Raw genomic sequence first — 20,340 nt, forward strand, 5'->3', positions numbered from 1 at the left:
GATCAGCAGCAGCCGCCCGCGGCAACCGGTTCCTTCGAGCCGGCGTCGGCTTCGACCGGGCCGGCGCAGCAGTTGCTGCCCTGCTGCTTGGCCAGGGTGTCGGCGTCGGCCTTGACGACGTACACCTCCCAGGGTTCCCGGCCGGGGCCGTGGACCCAGACCTTGTCCTGGAGGGCGTAGCAGCAGGTGGTGTCGTTCTCCACGTCGGTGGCCAGGCCGGCCTCGCCCAGGCGGGCGGTGGCGGCGTGGACCGCTTCGGTCGTCTCGACCTCGACGCCGAGGTGGTCGAGGAGGGTTGTCTCGTTTGTGTTGCCTTCGATGAGGACGAGCTTGAGCGGGGGCTCGGCGATGGCGAAGTTGGCGTAGCCGTCGCGCAGTTTGGCGGGTCCGGTGCCGAAGAGCCTGCTGTAGAAGGCGATGGACGCGTCGAGATCCGGGACGCGGAGGGCGAGCTGTACGCGGGACATGGCGAACCTCCTTGGTTGGGTGGGGAGTTCAGCAGCCGCCGGAGGTGGTGGCCGGGGCACCGATGCCGATCTGGAGGGTGGCGGGGGCGGCGCAACAGCCGCTTCCGGACTGCTCGGCGCTCTGTGGCTCGTCGAAGAGGCCCGCGCCGCCGCACACACCCGTCTCCGGGAGGGTGAGTTCGACGCGCTCGGCGGCCTCCTGGTCTCCGGCGATCGCCGCCGCGATGGAGCGGACCTGCTCGTAGCCGGTCATGGCGAGGAAAGTGGGGGCGCGGCCGTAGGACTTCATGCCGACCAGGTAGATGCCCTGTTCCGGGTGGGTGAGCTCGTTGACGCCGTGCGGGTGGACGGTGCCGCAGGAGTGCACGTTGGGGTCGATGAGCGGGGCGAGGGCGGTCGGGGCCTGGAGGCGTTCGTCGAGGCCGAGGCGGAGCTCGGAGAGGAGGGACAGGTCGGGGCGGAAGCCGGTCAGGACGATGACCTCGTCGACCGGGTCGAGGCGGCGGCCGTCCTCGGCGACGAGAACGAGCAGGTCGCCGTCGTGTTCCACAGCCTGTGTACGGAATCCGGTGACCGCACTCGCGTGACCGGCCTCGACGGCGTCCTTCGCCCGCAGGCCCAGGGCACCTCGGGCCGGGAGCTGGTCGGCCTCGCCACCGCCGTACGTGTTCGCGCCAATGCCCCGACGCAGGATCCACACCGCGTGCGTGCCGTCCTCCTCCTTCGCCAGGTCGGCGAGGAGCGCGAGAGCCGTGAAGGCTGAGGCACCGGAACCGACGACGGCGGTGCGCTTGCCCGCGTAGCGGGCGCGCACGGCCGGGTCGTTGAGGTCGGGGACGCGGTAGGCGATGCGGTCGGCGGTCGCCTTCTCGCCGAGGGCGGGCAGGCCGTCCGCGCCGGCCGGACTCGGGGTGGACCAGGTGCCGGAGGCGTCGATGACGGCGCGGGCGGTGATCCGCTCCTCGCGGCCGTCGGCGGACTGGATGTGCACGGTGAAGGGCTGCTCGTCGCGGCCAGCGTCGACGATGCGGTCGCGCCCGGCGCGGGCCACTCCGGTGACCGTGGTGCCGTAGCGGACCTTGTCGCCCAGGACGTCAGCGAGGGGCTGGAGGTAGCGCTCGGCCCAGTCGCCGCCGGTCGGGTAGGTGGTGGCGTCGGGGCAAACCCAGCCGGTCGGGGCGAGGAGCTTCTCGGCGGCCGGGTCGATGACCTCGCCCCAGGTCGAGAAGAGGCGGACGTGGGACCAGTCGCGGACGGCGCTGCCGGCGGCGGGGCCGGCCTCCAGGACCAGGGGTTCGATGCCGCGCTCGATGAGACGGGCGGCGGCGGCCAGGCCGATCGGGCCGGCGCCGATGACCACGACGGGCAGCTGGTCGGTGGTGAGCGCGTTCACGAGATTCCCCTTTGTTTCGACATCCGTCGATCCCTTGCACCGCCAAGCATGACACCTGTATCGATAAGCGTCAACATAGACATTCGTCGAATCAGGAAGACTTCGCCGGCACGGTGCTGCACGCGGCTGAGTACCGCACGCCCGAGCCGTTCGCCGGGCAGCGCGTAGTGGTTGTCGGCTCCGGAACCTCGGCCGTACAGATGGCCGCGGAACTGGCCGCGCATGCCCAGGTCAACCTCGCCACGCGCCACCCAGTGCGCTTCGCGGCGCAGCGCACGCTGGGGCGGATCTGCACCGGTGGCTGAAGCGGACCGGGTCCGACGCCCTGCCCCTGGGCCGGTTTCTGCGCACGCCCCCGACCCAGTTGGTCATCGAGCCCGCCCGGCCCTCGTAGACACGGCCGCACTTGTCGACCACGAAGTTGTAGCCGAGGTCGCCCCGGCCCGCCGTCCGGATGTCGTACGCCATGAGCGCGCGGATCAGCGCGGGGGACTCGGCACAGCTGTAGGAGTTGGTGCTGCCCGTCTGATGGACGAAGACCGCGCTGATCTTGTCGACGTACTCGGCCGTCCCCGTCACGGTCGACTCGTCGGCACCCCAACGGCGACGGCCGCTACCGGGCCGCCATCGCTTCCGGCGCTCCGGACCGGCCCGTGTTCACGGGGACCAACGGCCCAAGGTCACCTGGGTCGGCAGTAGCGAGAAGGTCGACACGATCCTGCTGGCCACCGGCTACCGCCCCGACCTCGCCTACCTGGCCCCGCTGGGCGCCCTCACGACATCCGGTCACCCTCGCCACCGCGAGGGGGTGTCGCTTTCACACCCGGGGCTGACCTACGTCGGCCTGGAATGGCAGCGCAGCCTGTCGTCGAACTCCTGCGCGGGGTCAGCCGGGATGCGGAACGGATCGCGCGCGACACCTCGCCCCGCCCGCCTCTCCCGAAGCCGAGGTCGTCCAGCCCTCGCCCCGCTGGTTCGACGTATGTCAACATAGATGCATGTCGAATACGAAGGTGCTGCCGTTGCTGGAACCCGCTTCTGGCGAGGCTGCGGCGCCGTGCTGCCCGCCGCTGACCGAGCGCCCGTTCACCGCGGAGGAGGCCGAGACGGCCGCGCGGATGTTCAAGGCGCTCGGCGACCCGGTGCGGCTGAGGCTGTTCTCGGCCGTGGCCTCGCACGAGGGCGGCGAGGCATGCGTGTGCGACATCTCCGACGTCGGCGTCTCCCAGCCGACCGTCTCCCACCACCTGAAGAAGCTCAAGGAGGCCGGTCTGCTCACCTCCGAACGGCGTGGCACCTGGGTCTACTACCGGGTCGAACCGTCTGTGCTGGCCGCCATGGGCAAGCTGCTGACAAGCACACCGGCCGCAGCCTGACCGAGAACAGGCGTGAACGTATCGGACGGCACCACGGCCGCCGACGCGACGCGGTCCAGTTGAACGGCGCAGCCCTGCCGTCTCCTCACGGCGGTCCCGAACTCCGGGCCCATGGTCGGTGCCCGTGGATGATGGGGCGATGAGTATTGACGTCGAGTGGGCGCGAAGCGAACTGGCGCGCTTCTTGGAGCTCACCGATCTGTACCGGCCGCCGGACCCGCCCGGCATGGTCGTCTTCAGCACCAGGAAGTCCAACCATGGCAAGCCGGCGGACATCGTCGCACGGCGCGCACGTGGTGAAGCAGGTCCTCGGCCGTGTCCTGCCGGACTGGCGTACCGAGATCTCCACCAGCGGCAACCAGCGGCAACCAGCGGCAACCAGCGGATCAACTTGGTATCAGCACCGCGAGGCTGCCCAGCGCGCCGACGCAGCCCTCCAACGGGACGCCGAGATCCGGGAGCGCCTGGGCGATGCCTCACCGCGCCTGAGCGCTGCGAGCCTGCACCCTTGGGTCTGGTCGGCGGCGCAGGCGCTGTGGCGTGACAACCACGTCCGGGAGGCGGTCACCGCCGCCGCCAAGAAGGTCAACCGCGAAGCGCAGAACAAGGTCGGCCGCCGGGACGTAACCGAGACCGCCCTGTTCCAGAGCGCCTTCTCGAAGGACGAGCCGAAGCCCGGGCAGCCACGTCTGCGCCTGATGACCGACGACGGCAGCGACACCTTCGGCAGCCTCCAACGCGGCACTGCGGCCTTCGCCGAAGGCTGCTACGCCGGTATCCGGAATCCCAACAGCCACGAGGACTGCCTGCCGCGGCTGCCCCAGCACGAGGCTCTCGAGCTCTCGAACAGCTGGCTGCTTTCAGTGTCCTGGCCCGCCGGGTGGACACGGCCACGCTCGCCACGTGACCGCAGACCGAGGCACTCAGGGACAGGAGTTCAGCGATCTGCCGGGCCGTGTCCCGGGCCGGCCGCCCTACTCCAATGAGAGTGGCGGAGGCCGGACCGGTCCAGTCCCCATAGCCGAGCAGATGCAGGCGCGGCTCATCCACCGCCCGGGTGCCCTCGGTGGCGATGTGGCCACGTCGGCCGCGGAGTTGGAGCGGGCCGAGGTGGGACAGGACCGGGCGGAAGCCGGTGCACCAGATGATCGTGTCGGCCTCGGTGCGGGTGTCGTCGGCCCACTCGACGCCGCCGGGGATGAGCCGCGTGAACATCGGGCTCGCCTTCAGCGGCCGCGGTCTCTGGCCTCGCGCACGGGCGGTACGGCGACGATGTCTCCGAGGGAGGCGACACCCCTGGTGTCCGTGCGGCCCTCGTCCAGGGCACGGCGGCGGGCGGTGGCCGCGTCGAACAGGGCACGTCCGTCGATGTCGTCGGCCAGGAAGCGGGGCGGACGCTGGGTCAGCGAGGAGTACGCGGCCGGGGAGAACAAGCGCAGCGAGTCCCAGGCGTGCTGCCGGGCTCCGCCCGGTGTGGTCTGGGCGTCGAGGATGACGAACTCCAGGCCGAGGCGGCGCAGCTGGTAACCGGCGGCGAGCCCGGCCTGGCCGCCGCCGCTCACCACCACCTGCGTCCTGTGGCTCATTCGGCCGATCGTCCGGGCATGAAGATGAGGGCCACCAGGGCCAGTCCGACCACGCCGCCGACGATTTGCATGCCGATGAAGCCCGCGACCGAGCCGGGCGCGATGCCCGCGAAGGTGTCGGTGAAGGCGCGGCCGATGGTCACTGCCGGGTTGGCGAAGGACGTCGACGAGGTGAACCAGTAGGCGGCGCCGATGTAGGAGGCGACGGCCACGGGGGCGAACTGCAGACGGTTGGCGCGGGCCAGGCCGAAGATCAGCAGGATCAGACCCGCGGTGGCGACGACTTCGCCGAGCAGCAGGTGCCCGGCGGAGCGGTCGTGGGTGGACCACTTGACGAGGGGCTCGGCGAACATCGCGTCAGCGAGGATCGCGCCCGCGATCGCGCCGACGATCTGCGCGGGCACGTACACCGCCACCTCGCGCGGGGTGACCCCGGGGCCGCCGCGTCGCGCTGTCCACCACTCGGCCAGCGTGACGACCGGGTTGAAGTGGGCGCCGGAGACCGGGCCGAGCAGGAGGATCAGGATGCCGAGGCCGAAGACGGTAGCCGTGGAGTTGGCCAGCAGCTGCAGGCCGACGTCCTTGGTGAGTTCGGTGGCCTGGATGCCGGAGCCGACCACGATTGCCACCAGCAGGGCGGTGCCTATGAGTTCGGCGGCGGCCCGGGCGACCAACGGGGTACGCGGCGGGGTGGCACCCGGTGCGGGTGCGGAAGCGGGAGCGGGCGGCGCGGACTCCGCGGTCGGGGCTGCTTCGGCGGCGGTCATGGACAGGCCCTCTTGTTCTCGGCTGCGGTGCGAGCGGACTCGGCCAGGGCGGCGAACTGGCCGGCGAGTGAGGCGATGACATCGGGCTTGAGCCGGTAGTAGGTGAACCGGCCGCACGGCTCCGTCTCGACGACTCCGGCCTCGCGCAGCACCTTCAGGTGGTTGGAGAGGTTGGTCTGCCGGGCACCGGTCTCCTCCACGAGGTGGGTGGTGCACAGCGTCTCTTTGGCGAGCAGGGTCACGATTCGGAGCCTGAGCGGGTCGGCCAGCACCCGGATCAGGTCAGTGTCGACTGACGTCATCATGTGCTGATACTGTCACATCAGTGGTGACTGACACCACGGGGTGCTGACATCATTCGCACCTGATGCCGTCGTGAGACAAGAGAGACCTCTGATGTCCGACAAGTCCTCCGTGCTGTTCGTCTGTGTCCACAACGCGGGCCGTTCCCAGATGGCCGCCGCGTGGCTGACCCACCTGGCCGGGGACCGTGTCGAGGTCCGTTCCGCCGGCTCCAACCCGGGCGCGGGCGTCAACCCGGCCGCCGTCGAGGCCATGGCCGAGGTCGGCATCGACATCTCCGCCGAGGTCCCGAAGATGCTCACCGTGGACGCGGTGAAGGAGTCCGACGTCTGCATCACGATGGGCTGCGGTGACACCTGCCCGGTCTTCCCCGGCAAGCGCTACCTGGACTGGCAGCTGGAGGACCCGGCGGGCCAGGGCGTCGAGGCCGTCCGCCCGATCCGCGACGAGATCAAGGTGCTGGTCGAGGGCCTGATCAGGGAGATCGCGCCGGAGCCCCGGGCATGAGCACCGCGACCGACACGACTGGGGACATACGCAACGTCATCGTCGTCGGCTCCGGCCCCGCCGGATACACCGCCGCCCTCTACACGGCCCGCGCCTCGCTGAAGCCGCTGGTCTTCGAGGGCGCGGTCACAGCCGGCGGGGCGCTGGTGCAGACGACCGAGGTGGAGAACTTCCCCGGCTTCCGCGACGGCATCATGGGCCCGGACCTGATGGACAACATGCGGGCCCAGGCCGAACGCTTCGGCGCCGAACTCGTCCCCGACGACATCGTCGAAGTCGACCTCACCGGCACCGTCAAAACCGTCACCGACAGCGCGGGTACCGTCCACCGCGCCAAGGCCGTGATCGTGGCGACCGGCTCGCAGCACCGCAAGCTGGACCTGCCCGGCGAGGACGCGCTGTCCGGCCGTGGCGTGTCGTACTGCGCGACCTGCGACGGCTTCTTCTTCCGCGAGCACGACATCGTGGTGGTCGGCGGCGGCGACACCGCGATGGAGGAAGCCACCTTCCTCTCCCGCTTCGCCCGCTCCGTGACCGTCGTCCACCGCCGCGACACCCTGCGCGCGTCCAAGACCATGCAGGACCGCGCCTTCGCCGACCCGAAGATCTCCTTCACCTGGAACAGCGAGGTCGCCGAGATCCACGAGGACGGCGGCAAACTCGCCGGACTCACCCTGCGCGACACCGTCACCGGCGAGACCTCCCACCTCCCGGCCACCGGCCTGTTCGTCGCCATCGGCCACGACCCCCGCACCGACCTGGTCACCGGCCAGCTCGACCTGGACGACGAGGGCTACCTCAAGGTCGCCTCCCCCTCCACCCGCACGAACATCGCGGGCGTCTTCGGCGCCGGCGACGTCGTCGACCACACCTACCGCCAGGCCATCACCGCCGCAGGCTCCGGCTGCGCCGCCGCCCTCGACGCCGAGCGGTACCTCGCCGCCCTGAGCGACACCGACACCGCAGCCGAACCGGCCGTAGCCGCCGTCTGACGCCCCGGAGGAAGACCATGGCTCTCAAGAACGTCACCAACGACTCCTTCGCCCAGGACGTCCTGGCCAGCGACAAGCCGGTCCTGGTCGACTTCTGGGCCGCCTGGTGCGGCCCCTGCCGACAGCTCGCCCCCTCGCTGGAGGCGATCGCCGCCGAGCACGGCGACAAGATCGAGATCGTCAAGCTCAACATCGACGAGAACCCGGCCATCGCCGCCCAGTACGGCGTGATGTCCATCCCGACCATGAACGTCTACCAGGGCGGCGAGGTCGTGCAGACCATCGTGGGCGCCAAGCCCAAGGCCGCCCTCGAACGCGAACTCGCCGACCACCTCACCTGACACGCAACGCCGGTGGGGGCACCCGCAGCGCCCCCCACCAAGCCGCACCCTTTCTCCTCTCTCCGATCTGTGACACGGCCTCTCTCTGGCCCCCGCCCGCACCTCACACATCGACGAGACGCTGCGCCCGGACGACCTCGTGGTCGCCGTGCGACAACGCTCACGAACAGCTCGGCCCCTGCCTCCCCGACCGCCTGCACTGGTCGGTACCCGACCCCACCCGCACCGGCACCGACGACGCCTTCGCCGACGCCCTGAGTGATCTCGCCGACCGGATAGACCGGCTGGCTCCCGCCGTCCGCTCTCCCGGAGGCAGCGATGACTGAGACCCCGCCCATCCCGCACCGCAACCTGAGCATCGACCAGCAACTCGCCCTGCGCACCGCAGCCACCCACCTGAGCCGCGAGTTCGACGGGATCTTCGGCCAGGAGACCATCGAACGCTTCCTGCACACCAGCTACGACCAGTTCGCCGGCCGCAGCACCATCCCCAACTTCCTCCCGCTCATCGCCGAACGCTTCGCCCGCCAGCGCCTGCGCGCCCTGGCCAAGGTCGAAGGCCACCACACCGACGGCAAGCCCGTCGTGCTCTTCCTCTGCGTCCACAACGCCGGCCGCAGTCAGATGGCCATGGGCTTCTTCCAGCACCTCGCCGGTGACAGCGCCGTCGCCTGGTCGGGCGGCTCCGAACCTGGCTTCGAGGTCAACCCGTCGGCCATCGCCGCGATGAGTGAGCGCGGCATCGACATCTCCCGCGAGTTCGCCAAGCCCTGGACCGACGAGGTCGTCCGCGCCGCCGACGTCGTCGTCAGCATGGGCTGCGGCGACGCATGCCCGGTCTTCCCCGGCAAGCGCTACCTCGACTGGACCCTGGACGACCCCGCGGGAAAGACCGTCGACGACGTCCGGCCCATCCGCGACGACATCGAGCGACGCGTCCGCGGCCTCCTCGACGACCTCGGCGTCCCGGCACAGCACTGACTGCGGGCATTGGTACGGCGACCGGCCTACGACTCGTCTTCGCCGACGTGCACAGCGACTGAGGCGACGGGGGTTGCGTGCCGGGCCATATCGGCGAAGCACAGCTCCGTGAGCGGTGCACATGACCCCTGGTAACTGTCCCGGCCAACGCCATGGTCACGACATCACCCTCACCATGGCATCGCATGCCTGCCTGGGCGTCCTGCGCGCCCGGGAGCTGGACGCGGGCAAAGCGGAAGCGGCCGTGGGAACTGCGGGCGGAAGGGAGGCCCGAAGCCTCCTCGTTGGGTTGGAGTCGGGCGGTTCGGGCCTTGCGGAGACCCTATTGCTCGTCTCGCCCGTACCCTTCGTGGTGTCAACGGCGTCACATAGCGGGCGCCAAATCACTGGAGGCAACACCACGTGCTGATCGCTCAGCGTCCCTCATTGACCGAAGAGGTCGTCGACGAGTTCCGCTCCCGGTTCGTGATCGAGCCGCTGGAACCGGGCTTCGGCTACACCCTCGGCAACTCCCTGCGTCGTACGCTCCTCTCCTCGATCCCGGGTGCGGCGGTCACGTCCATCCGTATCGACGGTGTCCTGCACGAGTTCACCACCGTGCCGGGCGTCAAGGAGGACGTCACCGACCTGATCCTCAACATCAAGCAGCTCGTCGTCAGCAGCGAGCAGGACGAACCGGTCGTGATGTACCTGCGCAAGCAGGGCCCGGGTCCGGTCACCGCCGCCGACATCGCGCCCCCGGCCGGTGTCGAGGTGCACAACCCCGACCTCGTCCTCGCCACCCTCAACGGCAAGGGCAAGCTGGAGATGGAGCTGACGGTCGAGCGCGGCCGCGGTTACGTCTCCGCCGTGCAGAACAAGCAGGTGGGCCAGGAGATCGGCCGTATCCCGGTCGACTCCATCTACAGCCCCGTGCTCAAGGTCACGTACAAGGTCGAGGCGACCCGTGTCGAGCAGCGCACCGACTTCGACAAGCTGATCGTCGACGTCGAGACCAAGCAGGCCATGCGTCCGCGTGACGCCATGGCGTCGGCCGGTAAGACCCTGGTCGAGCTGTTCGGTCTCGCGCGCGAGCTGAACATCGACGCCGAGGGCATCGACATGGGTCCGTCCCCGACGGACGCCGCCCTCGCCGCTGATCTCGCGCTGCCGATCGAGGAGCTGGAGCTCACGGTCCGCTCCTACAACTGCCTCAAGCGCGAGGGCGTCCACTCCGTGGGTGAGCTCCTGGCTCGTTCCGAGGCCGACCTGATGGACATCCGCAACTTCGGTGCGAAGTCCATCGACGAGGTCAAGGCGAAGCTCGCCGGCATGGGCCTCGGCCTCAAGGACAGCCCGCCCGGATTCGACCCCACGGCCGCGATCGACACCTTCGCCACCAACGACACGGACACGAGATTCATCGAGACCGAGCAATACTGAACAGTGCGCCACGCCGGTCGATCAGTCCTGGCCGTCTTCCGAGGATGGTGACGGGTCGGGACCGTCGCTGAGACTGGGCGGCAGGAACTGGACATGCTGTGAACGCAGGTATTCCACTCCGTCGTCGTGATCAGCCCGGTAGTCGAGGCTGCGTTCCGCAAACCTCAGCCGGTGCCGGGCATCATTGATCACCTCGGACCAGGTACGCACTTGTACGCGGTGACGGTCGGTGCGCTGGATTTAGCCGAAAGGCAGTCCGGTCTGGTTACGGCGGGACTCGGCGAACTCGTCCAAAGTATTTCCGATGATCCAGAAGTCCCACGAGACATTCGGCTTGTCGAACCGTTCGTCGCGCATGACCGCCAGCGCATACTTTGCGATCTGCGTGAGTTCGTCCGCGCCGATCACCTCACTCGGCCGCTTCAACTCGACGACGATATTCTCAACTCGGTCTTGCGCGATCTCGCACGTGCGAGTTAGCACAAGATCGGGAAGGGGATTGGTGCCGTTCATGGCGCAGCACGGGTTGCGAGTGGCCGGTGAGTTCGACGTCCTCGCCGAGGAAGTGGAGATATTTCGCAAGTACCTTCGTCAGGGACTCATCGTCACCGGTCAGGGCGTATTCCTCGCCGAATACCCATGTCTCGTTGGCCAGGATCCGGTGAAGCTGCCGCCGCTCCAGTGTCTGGCGCGGCGGCTCGCTGCCGAACGGTGTCGTGTCGAGTCCGGACAGGAAGCAGAGCCGGTCTCCGACCTTCTTCGAGGTGTCGATGATCGACGAGAGGGTAGTTTCGTTGAGCAGCTCGCCGAGTTCGGCCAGGCGTTCCGCCGACAGTTCGCGAACGCTCCTGAAGACGTTGTGGAGATTCCCCGGGTTGGACGCCCGGGCTTCACGGAGGAGCCTCAGGGTGAACTTTCGCGACGGAAGTCTCCGTCGTTGATCACTTTCGACGCGCTGAAGGCGACGAGGTCGAAAACCTGCCGCTCCGCTTTCTCGGCAGCAGAGGACGATCCGTCACTGCATGGGTAAACGCCCTCCAGAACTCATTCCCTGATGATCGACCTGCTCTTGTCCGTGCTACGGCGTTTGCAGTGATCGCGCAGCTTCTCTTTTGCCACCGTTGCCACCGCGACAACGGAACTCATGGGCTCCAGGCCGGATTCAGCGAGCAGCACGTCAAGTCCGCAGCGGCCCCTCCGGTCTGTCCGCCTACGTCGCCGCGGCCGTGGCCCGGCAGATCGAGCGCGACAATCTCAACGAGCTCATCCAGCAGGCCCGGCAGCAGCAGACGCAGGGCGGGGCCGACGCCGCGTGCCCCGCTCCCCCGCCCTTCCCGGCGGCACCCTGGTCGGCGGACCAGCCGGCTAACGCGCCACGCGGTAGCGGAGGTAGACGACTTTCGAGCTGAAGGTGCGGGTCTCGACGAGTTCGAGATCCACCCGGCGCTCGCGCTGGGGAAAGAACGGAATGCCACCGCCGACCAGCACCGGGTAGACCATGGCCCGGTACTCATCGATCAGACCCAACGCGGCCGCCTCGGCTGCGAGAGTCGCGCCGCCGATCGCGATGTCGCCCTCCCCCGGCTCGGCCCGCAACCGCTCGATCTCCTCCGCCAGGCTGCCGGAGGCCAGGTGGGCATTGCCCTGCACCGCCGACAGCGTGGTCGAGAACACCACCTTTGGGAGCGGCTTCCAAAGCGCGGCCCACTCGAGCTCTGCGTCGTCGAGCGGTGGGTCCTGGTCGGCGGTCTCCCAGTACAGCATCGTCTCGTACAGCCGTCGTCCCAGCAGGTGGACGCCGACCTCTCGAATCTCGTCGATCCAGAAGCGAAAGACCTCCTCGTCGGGCGGCGTCCAGTCGAAGCCGCCGTCCGGCCCGACGATGTAGCCGTCAAGTGAGACGTTCATCGAATAGGTCACGCTGCGCATCAGAAGTCCTCCTCGGTAACGGGTTCGACAGTACGACCGCCGGACGCCGCAGGACTCATCGCGGCTCGCGGAATCACCTGGACCGAGTCACCTCACGAGATCATTTCGTTGAGAAAACATCTATGCCCATCGAGCCGAGAGTTCGGGGCTGAGAGGTGGCGATGTGAGGACTTCGTCAGGGCAGGCGGAGAACCACCGAGCACCAGGGACACCAGGGACACCAGGGTGAAATCCTATGGTGCAGACGACTTCCCGACAGAGTCGGGCGCGGGGTTCGGTTTCGGAGACTGGCTCATGCTTGCGCTGGTTGAGCCAGGAGGCGCCTGAGGCACCTGAGGCACCTGAGGCGGCGACTAGGTCACTACGTGCAGGTTCGTCAGTCGTCCAGGAGAATGTCGCAGGCGAGACTTGCCCCGAAGCCGCCGGCGGGCGTCGTCAAGAACCCGGCAACCAGGCCGACACCGCCACAGGCAATCGCAGTGACGACTGTGTAGCCCATCCCACTGTTGAGCCCCTCCTCGACCCTGCCTGAGTCCAGGGGAACCGCCGCAGGAGCTCCCGGCCGTGGCGTGGGCACGCTGTTCTGGGTCATGTCGTAGTACCAGCCCTTGAGCGCGTTTCGGCTGTTGTCACCGAATATGCCGTCTGGCACGAGCCCGAATCGCTTCTGAAAGTGGATGACGGCGCTCTTCGTCTCAGGTCCGAAGACCCCGTCCACAACGAGGTTCGCACCGTCAGAGATGTTGAGCCAAGTTTGCAGGCTGCGTATGCAGGAACCCGTTACGCCCACCGCCATGAGATCGCACTCGCTCATTTCGAGAGTGACCTTGTATTCGGTCTCGCTGGAGGAAGATGGTGCAGCTACTGCAACACCGACGCCTCCAACCAATGCGATGGCCAGTGCTGGAGCAACAACCCGGCCCAACGAACGCGACAGCTTCACGCGTCTCCCCCTAATCGCCGGGCCCATCGGATAGGGAACTTCCCGTTCCTATTGCCCGGACTTTTCCTGGCCTGTCAGCCTGAAGGAGGTTCGATTTCGACGACAGGGCGCGAACACCGGCGCGCGGAGCGTTTTTGGTCACGCAACCCGCCCGGAGAACACGGTCCCGGCGCTGAGCGGGGCGGGGATTGCGGACGACTGAGGCCGGGAGGGGCCCCCGGCGGGCCGGGCGGTCACGGCCGAGGCAGGGGCTGCTCGGTCCAGATGGTCTTGCCGTCGGGGGTGTAGCGGGTGCCCCAGCGTTCGGTGAGCTGGGCCACGAGGAAGAGGCCGCGGCCTCCTTCGTCCTCGGTGCGGGCGCGGCGCAGCCGGGGCGAGGTGCCGCTGCCGTCGTAGACCTCGCAGATCAGGGCGCGGTCGCGGAGGAGGCGGAGCTGGACCGGGCCGGCGGCGTGGCGGATCGCGTTGGTGACGAGTTCGCTGGCCACCAGCTCGGTGGTGAAGGCCAGTTCGTCGAGGCCCCAGGCGGCGAGCTGCCCGGTGACGGCCACGCGGGCGCGGGAGACGACCGCCGGGTCGCTGGGCAGGTCCCACTGGGCGACCCGCTCCGGGCCCAGGGCGTGCGTACGGGCGACGAGGAGGGCCACGTCGTCGCTCGGCCGGGCCGGGAGCAGGGCGTCGAGGACCGCCTCGCAGGTGTCCTCGGGGGCTCGGTCGGCCCGGGCCAGGACGGTGCGGAGTTGGTCCAGGCCGGTGTCGATGTCGCGGTGCCGGTCCTCGACCAGGCCGTCGGTGTAGAGGACCAGCTGGCTGCCCTCGGCCAGTTCGAGTTCGGCGGTCTCGAAGGGCATGCCGCCGAGGCCCAGCGGCGGTCCCGAGGGCAGCTCGACGAACTCCACCGTTCCGTCCGGGGCGACGACCGCGGGCAGCGGGTGCCCGGCGCGGGCGAGGGCGCAGCGCCGGGACACCGGGTCGTAGACGGCGTACAGGCAGGTCGCGCCGACGATGCCGGAGTCCTGGTGGGTGTTCTCCACCGCCCAGCCCTCGCCCCGGTCGAGGCGGCCGACCAGGTCGTCGAGGTGGGTGAGCAGTTCGTCCGGGGGCAGGTCGAGGGCGCAGAAGTTGTGCACGGCGGTGCGTAGCCGGCCCATGGTCGCGGCGGCGTGCAGACCGTGACCGACCACGTCACCGACGACGAGTGCGACCCGGGCGCCGGAGAGCGGGATGACGTCGAACCAGTCGCCGCCGACGCCCGCCTGCGCGGGGAGGTAGCGGTACGCGACCTCGACCGCGCTCTGCTCGGACCGGCCGCGCGGCAGCAGGCTGCGTTGCAGGGCGAGGGCGGTGTTGTGCTCGCGGGTGTAGCGGCGGGCGTTGTCGATGCAGATCGCCGCGCGGCCGACCAGTTCCTGGGCCAGCGACAGGTCGTCGTCCTCGAACGGGGCGGGCCGCTCGGAGCGGTAGAAGCTGACGACGCCGAGGGTCGCGCCGCGTGCCCGCAGCGGCACCGTGATCAGGGAGTGGATGCCCGCCGCGAGGGCCCGCTCGAGCCGGGCCGGGTCCTGGGCGAGCCAGCCGCCCGCCTCCGCCAGCACGGGTTCGAGCACCGACCGCCCGCTCTCCCAGCTGCGGGCCTGCGGTGTGGAGGGGACGTACCGCACCGGGTCCCCCACCTCGTACAGATGCGACTCCTCGTGTACGGCGCCCAGCGCGACCCGGCGCAGGGCCATGCCGGGGCCGAGGGGTTCCGGTTCGTCGCCGAGGAGGACGGAGACCGGCAGGTCCACGGCCGCGAAGTCGGCGAACCGGGGGACGGCCACCTCCGTGAGCTCCTCGGCGGTACGGGTGACGTCCAGGGTGGTGCCGATCCGGACTCCGGCGTCGTGCAACAGCTCCAGGCGCCGACGGGCGAGCACGGCGAGGCGGCCCACGCCGGGTTCGCCGACGAGGAGCAGCCAGGCGTCGGCGGCGGAGTCGGGGGGTGGGGTGCGTGGGGCGGCGCCGTCTGTCGCGTACGGGGTGGAGCGGGGCGGCGGGGGGTGCGTCGGCGCCGGCCGGGGTCGCGTGAACGTGGGTACGACTGTGCGCAGGACGACGGTTGGGGATGGGTCGGTGGAGGTGCCAGAGGTGCCAGAGGTGCCAGGGGCACCAGGGGTGACGGCGGGGGTGGCGAGGGGCGCCGCCATCGGCTGCGCGGTCGGTGCTGTGGCCGGCGACGAAGCCCGCGTCACGGTCCGGGATGCGGGCGGGGTCGCGGTCGGCGGTGGAGGCGGTGGGGCGGGCGGTGGGGTCAGTTCCGTGTGGCGTAGGTGGGGGCCGCCCAGGACGCGGGCCTCGACGACCACGCCGGTCTCGCCCGACTCGCCCATGATCGGGCGGCGGAGCAGGGTGGCCACGCGGCCGCCGGAGAGGGCGACCTCGTCGAGGGTGCGGTGGGGTGAGGCGATGAGTTCCTCGGCCTTCTCACGGAGGACGGCCAGGTCGACACGGCCGAGGGTCTCGCCGTACCGGCCGTCGTCGCCCCGCGCCCAGGGCGGTTGCTCGGGCTGGCGGGGCCAGGTGTCGGCAGCGGCGCCGGCGGCCCGGCGGTACGCGGCCAGCAGGGCCCGTTCCCGTTCCGTGGCCTGCTCCAGGAGGCCGGCCTCGATGTCGTGGGCGGCCTCGCGGACGAGCCGCAGCATCGTGGGGTCGCCGTCGTCGCGCAGACAGGTGAGGTCGAGGACTGCCTCGACCCGGCCGCTGAGCGGGTTGCGGACGGGGGCGCCGGCGCAGGCGAAGGGGGAGAGGCAGTCGGCGAAGTGTTCCCGGCCGAGGACGTAGACGGGCTGGCGCTCGGCGAGGGCGGTGCCGACGCCGTTGGTGCCCGCGGCCGCCTCGGAGGCGCAGAAGCCTGGGGCGAAGTTCACCTCGTCGAGGTGGGTGAGGAGCTGTCGGTCGCCGCCGTGCCGCTGGACCATGCGGGCCTGCCCGTCGCAGAGCACGATGGTCATGCTCACGTTCGCGAGGGAGGCGGTGAGCTGCGCGAGCACCGGGTCGGCGGCGCGCAGGAAAGGGTCCTCCATGGCGAGGTCGGGTGCGTAGGGGATCAGCAGCCGGTGGGGTTCGAGCCCGGCGGAACGGCACCGCTTCCAGGAGTCGAGCACCGGGTCCCGGACATCCGAGTCGACCCGCGCACCCGCGAGGAAACGCTCATGGGCATCGACGAGACCGCCGATGTCGTCCCAGGAGACGGACAACGGGATCACTTCCCTCGCCTGCGGACGGCCCCGTCGCACACCGCCACCCGACGCGCCTCCGGGGCCGTCTGCCAAGCGCTACAACCCTAGACCTCGCGTGACGCACATCACAACAGCGGCGTCAGGGGGCTCGGTCGGCGGGGGCGGGCGCGTGTGAGGGGGCGGGGTGGGCAAGGCCCGGGGTCGCGGGATGCGGGGATGTGGGATGGGGCGCGCGGGGGCGACGGTGACCTGCCAGTGGCAGGGTCAGTCGAGGGCGGGGCCGGGTGGTTCGCCGCCGGGGGCGAGGAGGGGGAGCCGGGCGGCTCGGCGCTCGAGGGGCCAGGTCGGGAGGCGAGCGGCTCGGTGACGGAGAAACGCGGGGACGCGCCGGGCGCCGAAGGCGGTGGCGGCGGGGCGGCTCAGCGCCCCGAGAGGTGGGGTCAGGAGCCAGGCGGCTCGGCGGCTGAGCGGCTGAGCGGCTGAGCGGCTGGTTGAGCGTCGTCGGCGTGTCTTCGGTCAAGTCTTCTCGGCGTACGTGGAGCCGGCGGCCACCGTTGCGTGCGCCGACAGAACCCGTCGACGGGTGCCGGGGCGGGCGGTCGCGGGCTCTCGGTGAGGCCCGGTACAGGGTGGCCGGGAGGTGAGTTGTGTCTCATATGGGGCGGTGGGGTTCGGGCGGGCGTCGGCGGCAGAGTCGCTGTTGGGGAGCGGTGTCGTCGTTCTGACGGTGGCAGGAGTTCGGGTGGTGCATGCCGGGGAGTCATTTGGGGTGGGAACGGTCCTGGGGTTCCCTTCGTTCTTGACTTGCCCTGCCTCCGTCGGTGCGGTCCCCCGCCGTACCGGTGCGACGCGGAAGGACGACGTGCCCTTTGTTCCCGCTCCCGCTCGACGCGCCGCCCCCCTCGCGGCCCACCCCGTCCCCGGTCTCCGACCCCGCCACCCTGATACCCAGCCCGGCCCAGCCCCCGGACCTCACCCGAGTCCCGAGTCAGCCCCCGGCCACCGACCCCAAGGCGCTCTCCGACTCACCCTGCGCCATGGTTCCTGTCCCGGGTCCGACCCCGGCCCCCGGCCTCACCTCGGTCCGCACCCCGGCCCGCGGCCTCACCGCGGCCTCCGATCCGGCCTGTGGCCGCGCTCCGGTTCCGGGCTCGGCGCCGGTCCCCGGCGTCACTGCGATCTCTGACCCGACCCCCCACCTCACCACGACCTCTGCCCCTATCCCCGGCCTCACCCCGGCCTCTGACCCAGTCACCTCCCCCACCACGCCCCCTGAGCCGACCCCCTCCCCCACCACGGCCCCTGACCCGATCCCCGGCCTCACCCCGGCCTCTGACCCAGTCACCTCCCCCACCACGACCCGTGACCCGATCCCCTCCCCCACCACGGCGCCTGAGCCGACCCCCTCCCCCACCACGGCCCCTGACCCAGTCCCCTCTCCCGCCACGGCCTCTGACCCGGTCCCCTCCGCCCTCGGCCTCTGTGACCCTGCCCCCGGCGAGGCCGCGGTCTCGCCCCCGGCCCGTCTGGCGGCGTTTCTCCCCGCCAGGGTCCAGGCGCTGCTTCCCACCCGGTCGCCCGTCACCGCCCGGCGGTTGCGGCTCGCTCTCACTCTGCTGCCGTTGCTGCTGCTCGCGGTGTGGGCGGCGGTCGACTGGCGGACGGTCCATGGCGGGGCGGTGCGGCTGGCGTCGGCCGACCTCCGGTGGCTGCTGGCCGGGCTCTTCTTCACGGCCCTGTGTTCGGTGGCCTCCGCGTGCGTACGGCAGGGGGCGGTGCCGGAGCGGCTTCCGCCGGGGCAGTTGCTGGCTGTGCAGTTCGCCGCCGGGGCCGCGGGCCACGCGCTGCCGGGCAACATCGGCGCACACGCCGTCGTCCTGCGCTTTCTGCGGGGGCAGGGCATACCCCTCGCCCGCGCCACCTCCTCGCTCGCCCTGTACTCGGCGGTCAAACCAGTGGCCAAAACGCTGGTGATCGTCGCCTTCGTCGTCGCTTTCCCGGGCACGCTCCGCCTGACCGAGCTCCTCCCGGAGGGCGAGACCCTCGCCCTGGTCGGGGCGATCACCGGCGTCAGCCTCGCCGCCGTGGTCACCCTGATCACGACCGTACGACCGTTGCGGCGCCCCCTCATCGGAGGGCTGCGCACCGCCCTCACCGACACGCGGCTCGTGCACAGCCGTCCCGTCCGCGCGCTCTCCCTGTGGGGCGGGGCCGCCGCCTTCCCCCTGTGCCAGGGAGCCGTGCTCGCCTCGGTCGGCTCCTCGCTCGGACTGCCGGCGTCCTGGACGCAGATGCTCTTCGCGTACCTCGTCGCCAGCACGGCCGCGGGTGCCGTGCCCGCGCCGGGCGGCCTCGGCCCCATGGACGCGGCGCTCGTCTTCACCCTCGTCGCCTTCGGCGCGCCGGCGACCCTCGCCACCACCACCGTCATCGGCTACCGCGTCCTCACCGTCTGGCTCCCCCTCCTCCCGGGCACGTTCGTCCTCTCGACGTTGGTGCGCGCGAAAGTGCTCTGAGCGGGGCCGACATCCATGTAGGGGCGCCGAGGGCCCTGAGGCTGCGGGCCCCCGGTGTCGGCATGTCCTGGCGGGGTGCAGTAAGCAGTTGAAGCGGGAACCATCCCTGGGACAGGAGGAATCGGACGGGGATGGGGGATGGTGCATGTCGTACTCGGTGGGGCGGCGAGTGGTCGTCACGGGGCTGGGGGCTGTCACGCCGCTCGGGGTGGGCGTGGGCGCGCTGTGGCAGGGGCTGCTCGAAGGGCGTTGCGGTATACGGGAGCTGGAGGGGGAGGAGTTCGCGGAATTACCCGTGCGGGTCGCGGGGACGGTGCCGGTGGATCCCGCCGACCTGCTTCCGCGGCCCCAAGCCCGGCGGATGAACCGGGCCGCGCGGTTCGCCGTGCTGGCGGCGCGGGAGGCGTGGCGAGACGGGGGGTTCGACCCCGTCGGTACGGCCGCGAGCGGGCTCGATCCCGCGCGGGTCGGGGTGTCGGCCGGGACCATCCTCGGTGACGCGTCGGTGCTCGTGGCCGGCGACCGGCAGTTACGGGACCGGGGGCCGCGCGGTGTCTCGCCGCTCACCACGCCGATGTGCGTGCCCTCGCAGGCGGCGTCGCAGATCTCCCTCGACCTCGGTATCACCGGGGAGGCGCGCACCGTCACCAGTGCGTGCGCCTCCGGGACCGAGGCGATCGGGCAGGCGGTCGACCGCATCCGGTACGGCCGGGTGGACGTGGCTCTCGCGGGCGGGGCCGAGGCGGTGGTGACCCCGGCGATCATGGCGTCGTTCGCGGCGATGCGGGCGCTGTCGCGGCACGGTCTGAACGGTGGCGGGGAGAGCCCGTCGCGGCCGTTCGCGAAGGACCGGGACGGGTTCGTGAACGGCGAGGGGGCGGGTTTTCTGTTGCTGGAGGCCGAGGACCGTGCGAGGGCTCGTGGTGCTCGGATCTACTGCGAGGCGGCGGGTTGGGGGCTGTCCGCCGACGCGCATCACATGGCGGCGCCGGATCCGTCGGGCTCGGGGGTGGCGCTCGCGCTGCGCCGGGCGCTTGCGGACGCGGCGGCGTCGCCCTCCGACGTGGTCCACGTCAACGCGCACGCCACCGCCACGGTCGACGGTGACCTGGCGGAGGCGAACGCGCTGGCCGCCGTGCTGTCGGGGCGTCGGGTGCCTGTGACGGCGCTCAAGGGCCACCTCGGGCACCTGCAGGGAGCCGCCGGGGCGGTGGAGGCCCTTGCCACCGCGCTCACCCTCCACCACGGCCTCATCCCCCCGACCATCGGCTGCGCCGAGCAGGACCACGCCATCACCCTCGACCTCGTCACCACCGCCCCCCGCCACCTCCCACCCGACGGGAACCTCGCCCTCACCAACTCCTTCGGCTTCGGCGGCCACAACGCGGTCCTCGCGCTACGCCGCGCCGCGTAGCCCTTTGGTCGCCCCGGCCGGTTCGCACCGCCGACCATGTCATCAGCCGTCGTGGCTGAGCGCCGCGGAGGCGCACAGCCACCATGGCCGTGCCCGGCGGAGCGGGTGGTGATCAGGCGGAGCGTTTGCGGGAGGTTGTTTTCTTCGCCGGGGTCTTCTTCGCTGTGGTTTTCGTAGCCGTGGAC

The 20,340-nt window shown here is 70.7% G+C and carries 21 protein-coding genes and 2 pseudogenes; 13 read left to right on the top strand and 10 right to left on the bottom strand.

Annotated elements, in window-relative coordinates; translation table 11 throughout:
• Positions 1 to 2 precede the first annotated feature (2 nt).
• The gene (locus tag ACFU53_RS12055; RefSeq protein ID WP_383989578.1) at positions 3 to 467 is read right to left on the bottom strand and encodes an ArsI/CadI family heavy metal resistance metalloenzyme; all 465 of its coding nucleotides are present in this window, start codon (positions 465 to 467) and stop codon (positions 3 to 5) included.
• A gap of 28 nt (positions 468 to 495) precedes the next feature.
• Positions 496 to 1,860: an NAD(P)-binding domain-containing protein gene (locus tag ACFU53_RS12060; RefSeq protein ID WP_383989581.1), complete on the bottom strand. Its 1,365-nt coding sequence runs from the start codon at positions 1,858 to 1,860 to the stop codon at positions 496 to 498.
• Positions 1,861 to 1,973: 113 nt separating this feature from the next.
• Between ACFU53_RS12060 and ACFU53_RS12065 the strand changes: the two genes are divergently transcribed.
• On the top strand, positions 1,974 to 2,165 hold the full coding sequence (locus tag ACFU53_RS12065; RefSeq protein WP_383989632.1) for a hypothetical protein: 192 nt from the start codon (positions 1,974 to 1,976) through the stop codon (positions 2,163 to 2,165).
• Here ACFU53_RS12065 and ACFU53_RS12070 read toward each other — a convergent pair.
• Positions 2,092 to 2,439: a hypothetical protein gene (locus tag ACFU53_RS12070; protein WP_383989637.1), complete on the bottom strand. Its 348-nt coding sequence runs from the start codon at positions 2,437 to 2,439 to the stop codon at positions 2,092 to 2,094. The two genes, ACFU53_RS12065 and ACFU53_RS12070, sit on opposite strands and share 74 nt — an antisense overlap.
• Before the next feature lie 419 nt (positions 2,440 to 2,858).
• Here ACFU53_RS12070 and ACFU53_RS12075 point away from each other — a divergent pair, with 419 nt between their 5' ends.
• Complete coding sequence (locus tag ACFU53_RS12075; protein WP_383989584.1) at positions 2,859 to 3,236, top strand: ArsR/SmtB family transcription factor; 378 nt, start codon at positions 2,859 to 2,861, stop codon at positions 3,234 to 3,236.
• A 257-nt stretch (positions 3,237 to 3,493) separates the two neighbouring features.
• Positions 3,494 to 4,222 (top strand): TIGR02391 family protein, encoded by a 729-nt coding sequence (locus ACFU53_RS12080; protein ID WP_383989586.1) that lies wholly within the window; start codon positions 3,494 to 3,496, stop codon positions 4,220 to 4,222.
• On the opposite strand, the pseudogene ACFU53_RS12085 reads toward ACFU53_RS12080, so the two are convergent.
• The 3 genes and pseudogenes from ACFU53_RS12085 to ACFU53_RS12095 form a co-directional block, all read right to left on the bottom strand.
• A pseudogene (locus ACFU53_RS12085) lies at positions 4,167 to 4,822 on the bottom strand (NAD(P)-binding protein); the annotation flags it as partial. The gene ACFU53_RS12080 and the pseudogene ACFU53_RS12085 overlap by 56 nt on opposite strands.
• Positions 4,819 to 5,589, bottom strand: coding sequence for an aquaporin (locus ACFU53_RS12090; RefSeq protein ID WP_383989589.1), 771 nt, complete (start codon positions 5,587 to 5,589; stop codon positions 4,819 to 4,821). The gene ACFU53_RS12090 and the pseudogene ACFU53_RS12085, both read right to left, overlap by 4 nt.
• Positions 5,586 to 5,894, bottom strand: coding sequence for an ArsR/SmtB family transcription factor (locus ACFU53_RS12095; RefSeq protein WP_383989592.1), 309 nt, complete (start codon positions 5,892 to 5,894; stop codon positions 5,586 to 5,588). Before ACFU53_RS12095 ends, ACFU53_RS12090 begins: the two co-directional genes overlap by 4 nt.
• 91 nt (positions 5,895 to 5,985) lie before the next feature.
• Between ACFU53_RS12095 and ACFU53_RS12100 the strand changes: the two genes are divergently transcribed.
• The 5 genes from ACFU53_RS12100 (at position 5,986) to ACFU53_RS12120 (ending at position 10,135) form a co-directional block, all read left to right on the top strand.
• Positions 5,986 to 6,399, top strand: a complete 414-nt coding sequence (locus ACFU53_RS12100) for an arsenate reductase ArsC (RefSeq protein WP_383989595.1) — start codon at positions 5,986 to 5,988, stop codon at positions 6,397 to 6,399.
• A complete protein-coding gene (gene trxB / locus ACFU53_RS12105) occupies positions 6,396 to 7,391 on the top strand; it encodes a thioredoxin-disulfide reductase (RefSeq protein WP_383989598.1) in 996 nt (331 codons plus the stop codon). Before ACFU53_RS12100 ends, trxB begins: the two co-directional genes overlap by 4 nt.
• 17 nt (positions 7,392 to 7,408) lie before the next feature.
• Complete coding sequence (gene trxA, locus ACFU53_RS12110; RefSeq protein ID WP_383989601.1) at positions 7,409 to 7,732, top strand: thioredoxin; 324 nt, start codon at positions 7,409 to 7,411, stop codon at positions 7,730 to 7,732.
• A 318-nt stretch (positions 7,733 to 8,050) separates the two neighbouring features.
• Entirely contained in the window at positions 8,051 to 8,713 is a 663-nt protein-coding gene (locus tag ACFU53_RS12115) for an arsenate reductase ArsC (RefSeq protein ID WP_383989604.1), read from the top strand.
• Positions 8,714 to 9,115: 402 nt separating this feature from the next.
• Positions 9,116 to 10,135, top strand: coding sequence for a DNA-directed RNA polymerase subunit alpha (locus tag ACFU53_RS12120; RefSeq protein WP_383989607.1), 1,020 nt, complete (start codon positions 9,116 to 9,118; stop codon positions 10,133 to 10,135).
• 240 nt (positions 10,136 to 10,375) lie between these two features.
• On the opposite strand, the gene ACFU53_RS12125 is transcribed toward ACFU53_RS12120, so the two are convergent.
• On the bottom strand, positions 10,376 to 10,648 hold the full coding sequence (locus tag ACFU53_RS12125) for a hypothetical protein (RefSeq protein ID WP_383989610.1): 273 nt from the start codon (positions 10,646 to 10,648) through the stop codon (positions 10,376 to 10,378).
• On the opposite strand from ACFU53_RS12125, the gene ACFU53_RS12130 reads away from it, so the two are divergent.
• Together ACFU53_RS12130 and ACFU53_RS12135 are read left to right on the top strand one after the other, a co-directional pair.
• Positions 10,647 to 11,165, top strand: coding sequence for a hypothetical protein (locus tag ACFU53_RS12130; protein ID WP_383989612.1), 519 nt, complete (start codon positions 10,647 to 10,649; stop codon positions 11,163 to 11,165). The genes ACFU53_RS12125 and ACFU53_RS12130 overlap by 2 nt on opposite strands.
• 91 nt (positions 11,166 to 11,256) lie before the next feature.
• Positions 11,257 to 11,448, top strand: a pseudogene (locus ACFU53_RS12135) (CopG family transcriptional regulator); the annotation flags it as partial.
• 52 nt (positions 11,449 to 11,500) lie between these two features.
• Here ACFU53_RS12135 and ACFU53_RS12140 read toward each other — a convergent pair.
• The 3 genes from ACFU53_RS12140 to ACFU53_RS12150 all read right to left on the bottom strand — a co-directional run bounded on the left by ACFU53_RS12140 (position 11,501) and on the right by ACFU53_RS12150 (position 16,252).
• On the bottom strand, positions 11,501 to 12,064 hold the full coding sequence (locus ACFU53_RS12140) for a dihydrofolate reductase family protein (protein ID WP_383989615.1): 564 nt from the start codon (positions 12,062 to 12,064) through the stop codon (positions 11,501 to 11,503).
• A gap of 376 nt (positions 12,065 to 12,440) precedes the next feature.
• Positions 12,441 to 13,007: a peptidoglycan-binding protein gene (locus ACFU53_RS12145; protein ID WP_383989618.1), complete on the bottom strand. Its 567-nt coding sequence runs from the start codon at positions 13,005 to 13,007 to the stop codon at positions 12,441 to 12,443.
• Between the two features lie 233 nt (positions 13,008 to 13,240).
• Positions 13,241 to 16,252 carry a SpoIIE family protein phosphatase gene (locus tag ACFU53_RS12150; protein WP_383989621.1) on the bottom strand — a complete coding sequence of 1,004 codons (3,012 nt, stop codon included), beginning with the start codon at positions 16,250 to 16,252 and terminating at the stop codon, positions 13,241 to 13,243.
• A 228-nt stretch (positions 16,253 to 16,480) separates the two neighbouring features.
• On the opposite strand from ACFU53_RS12150, the gene ACFU53_RS12155 reads away from it, so the two are divergent.
• The 3 genes from ACFU53_RS12155 to ACFU53_RS12165 all read left to right on the top strand — a co-directional run bounded on the left by ACFU53_RS12155 (position 16,481) and on the right by ACFU53_RS12165 (position 20,155).
• Positions 16,481 to 16,708, top strand: a complete 228-nt coding sequence (locus ACFU53_RS12155; protein WP_383989623.1) for a hypothetical protein — start codon at positions 16,481 to 16,483, stop codon at positions 16,706 to 16,708.
• An 887-nt stretch (positions 16,709 to 17,595) separates the two neighbouring features.
• Positions 17,596 to 18,741: a lysylphosphatidylglycerol synthase domain-containing protein gene (locus ACFU53_RS12160; RefSeq protein ID WP_383989635.1), complete on the top strand. Its 1,146-nt coding sequence runs from the start codon at positions 17,596 to 17,598 to the stop codon at positions 18,739 to 18,741.
• 145 nt (positions 18,742 to 18,886) lie between these two features.
• Entirely contained in the window at positions 18,887 to 20,155 is a 1,269-nt protein-coding gene (locus ACFU53_RS12165) for a beta-ketoacyl-[acyl-carrier-protein] synthase family protein (RefSeq protein WP_383989626.1), read from the top strand.
• Positions 20,156 to 20,340 lie beyond the last annotated feature (185 nt).

The organism is Streptomyces sp. NPDC057474 (genome assembly GCF_042802555.1).
GTDB lineage: Bacteria > Actinomycetota > Actinomycetes > Streptomycetales > Streptomycetaceae > Streptomyces.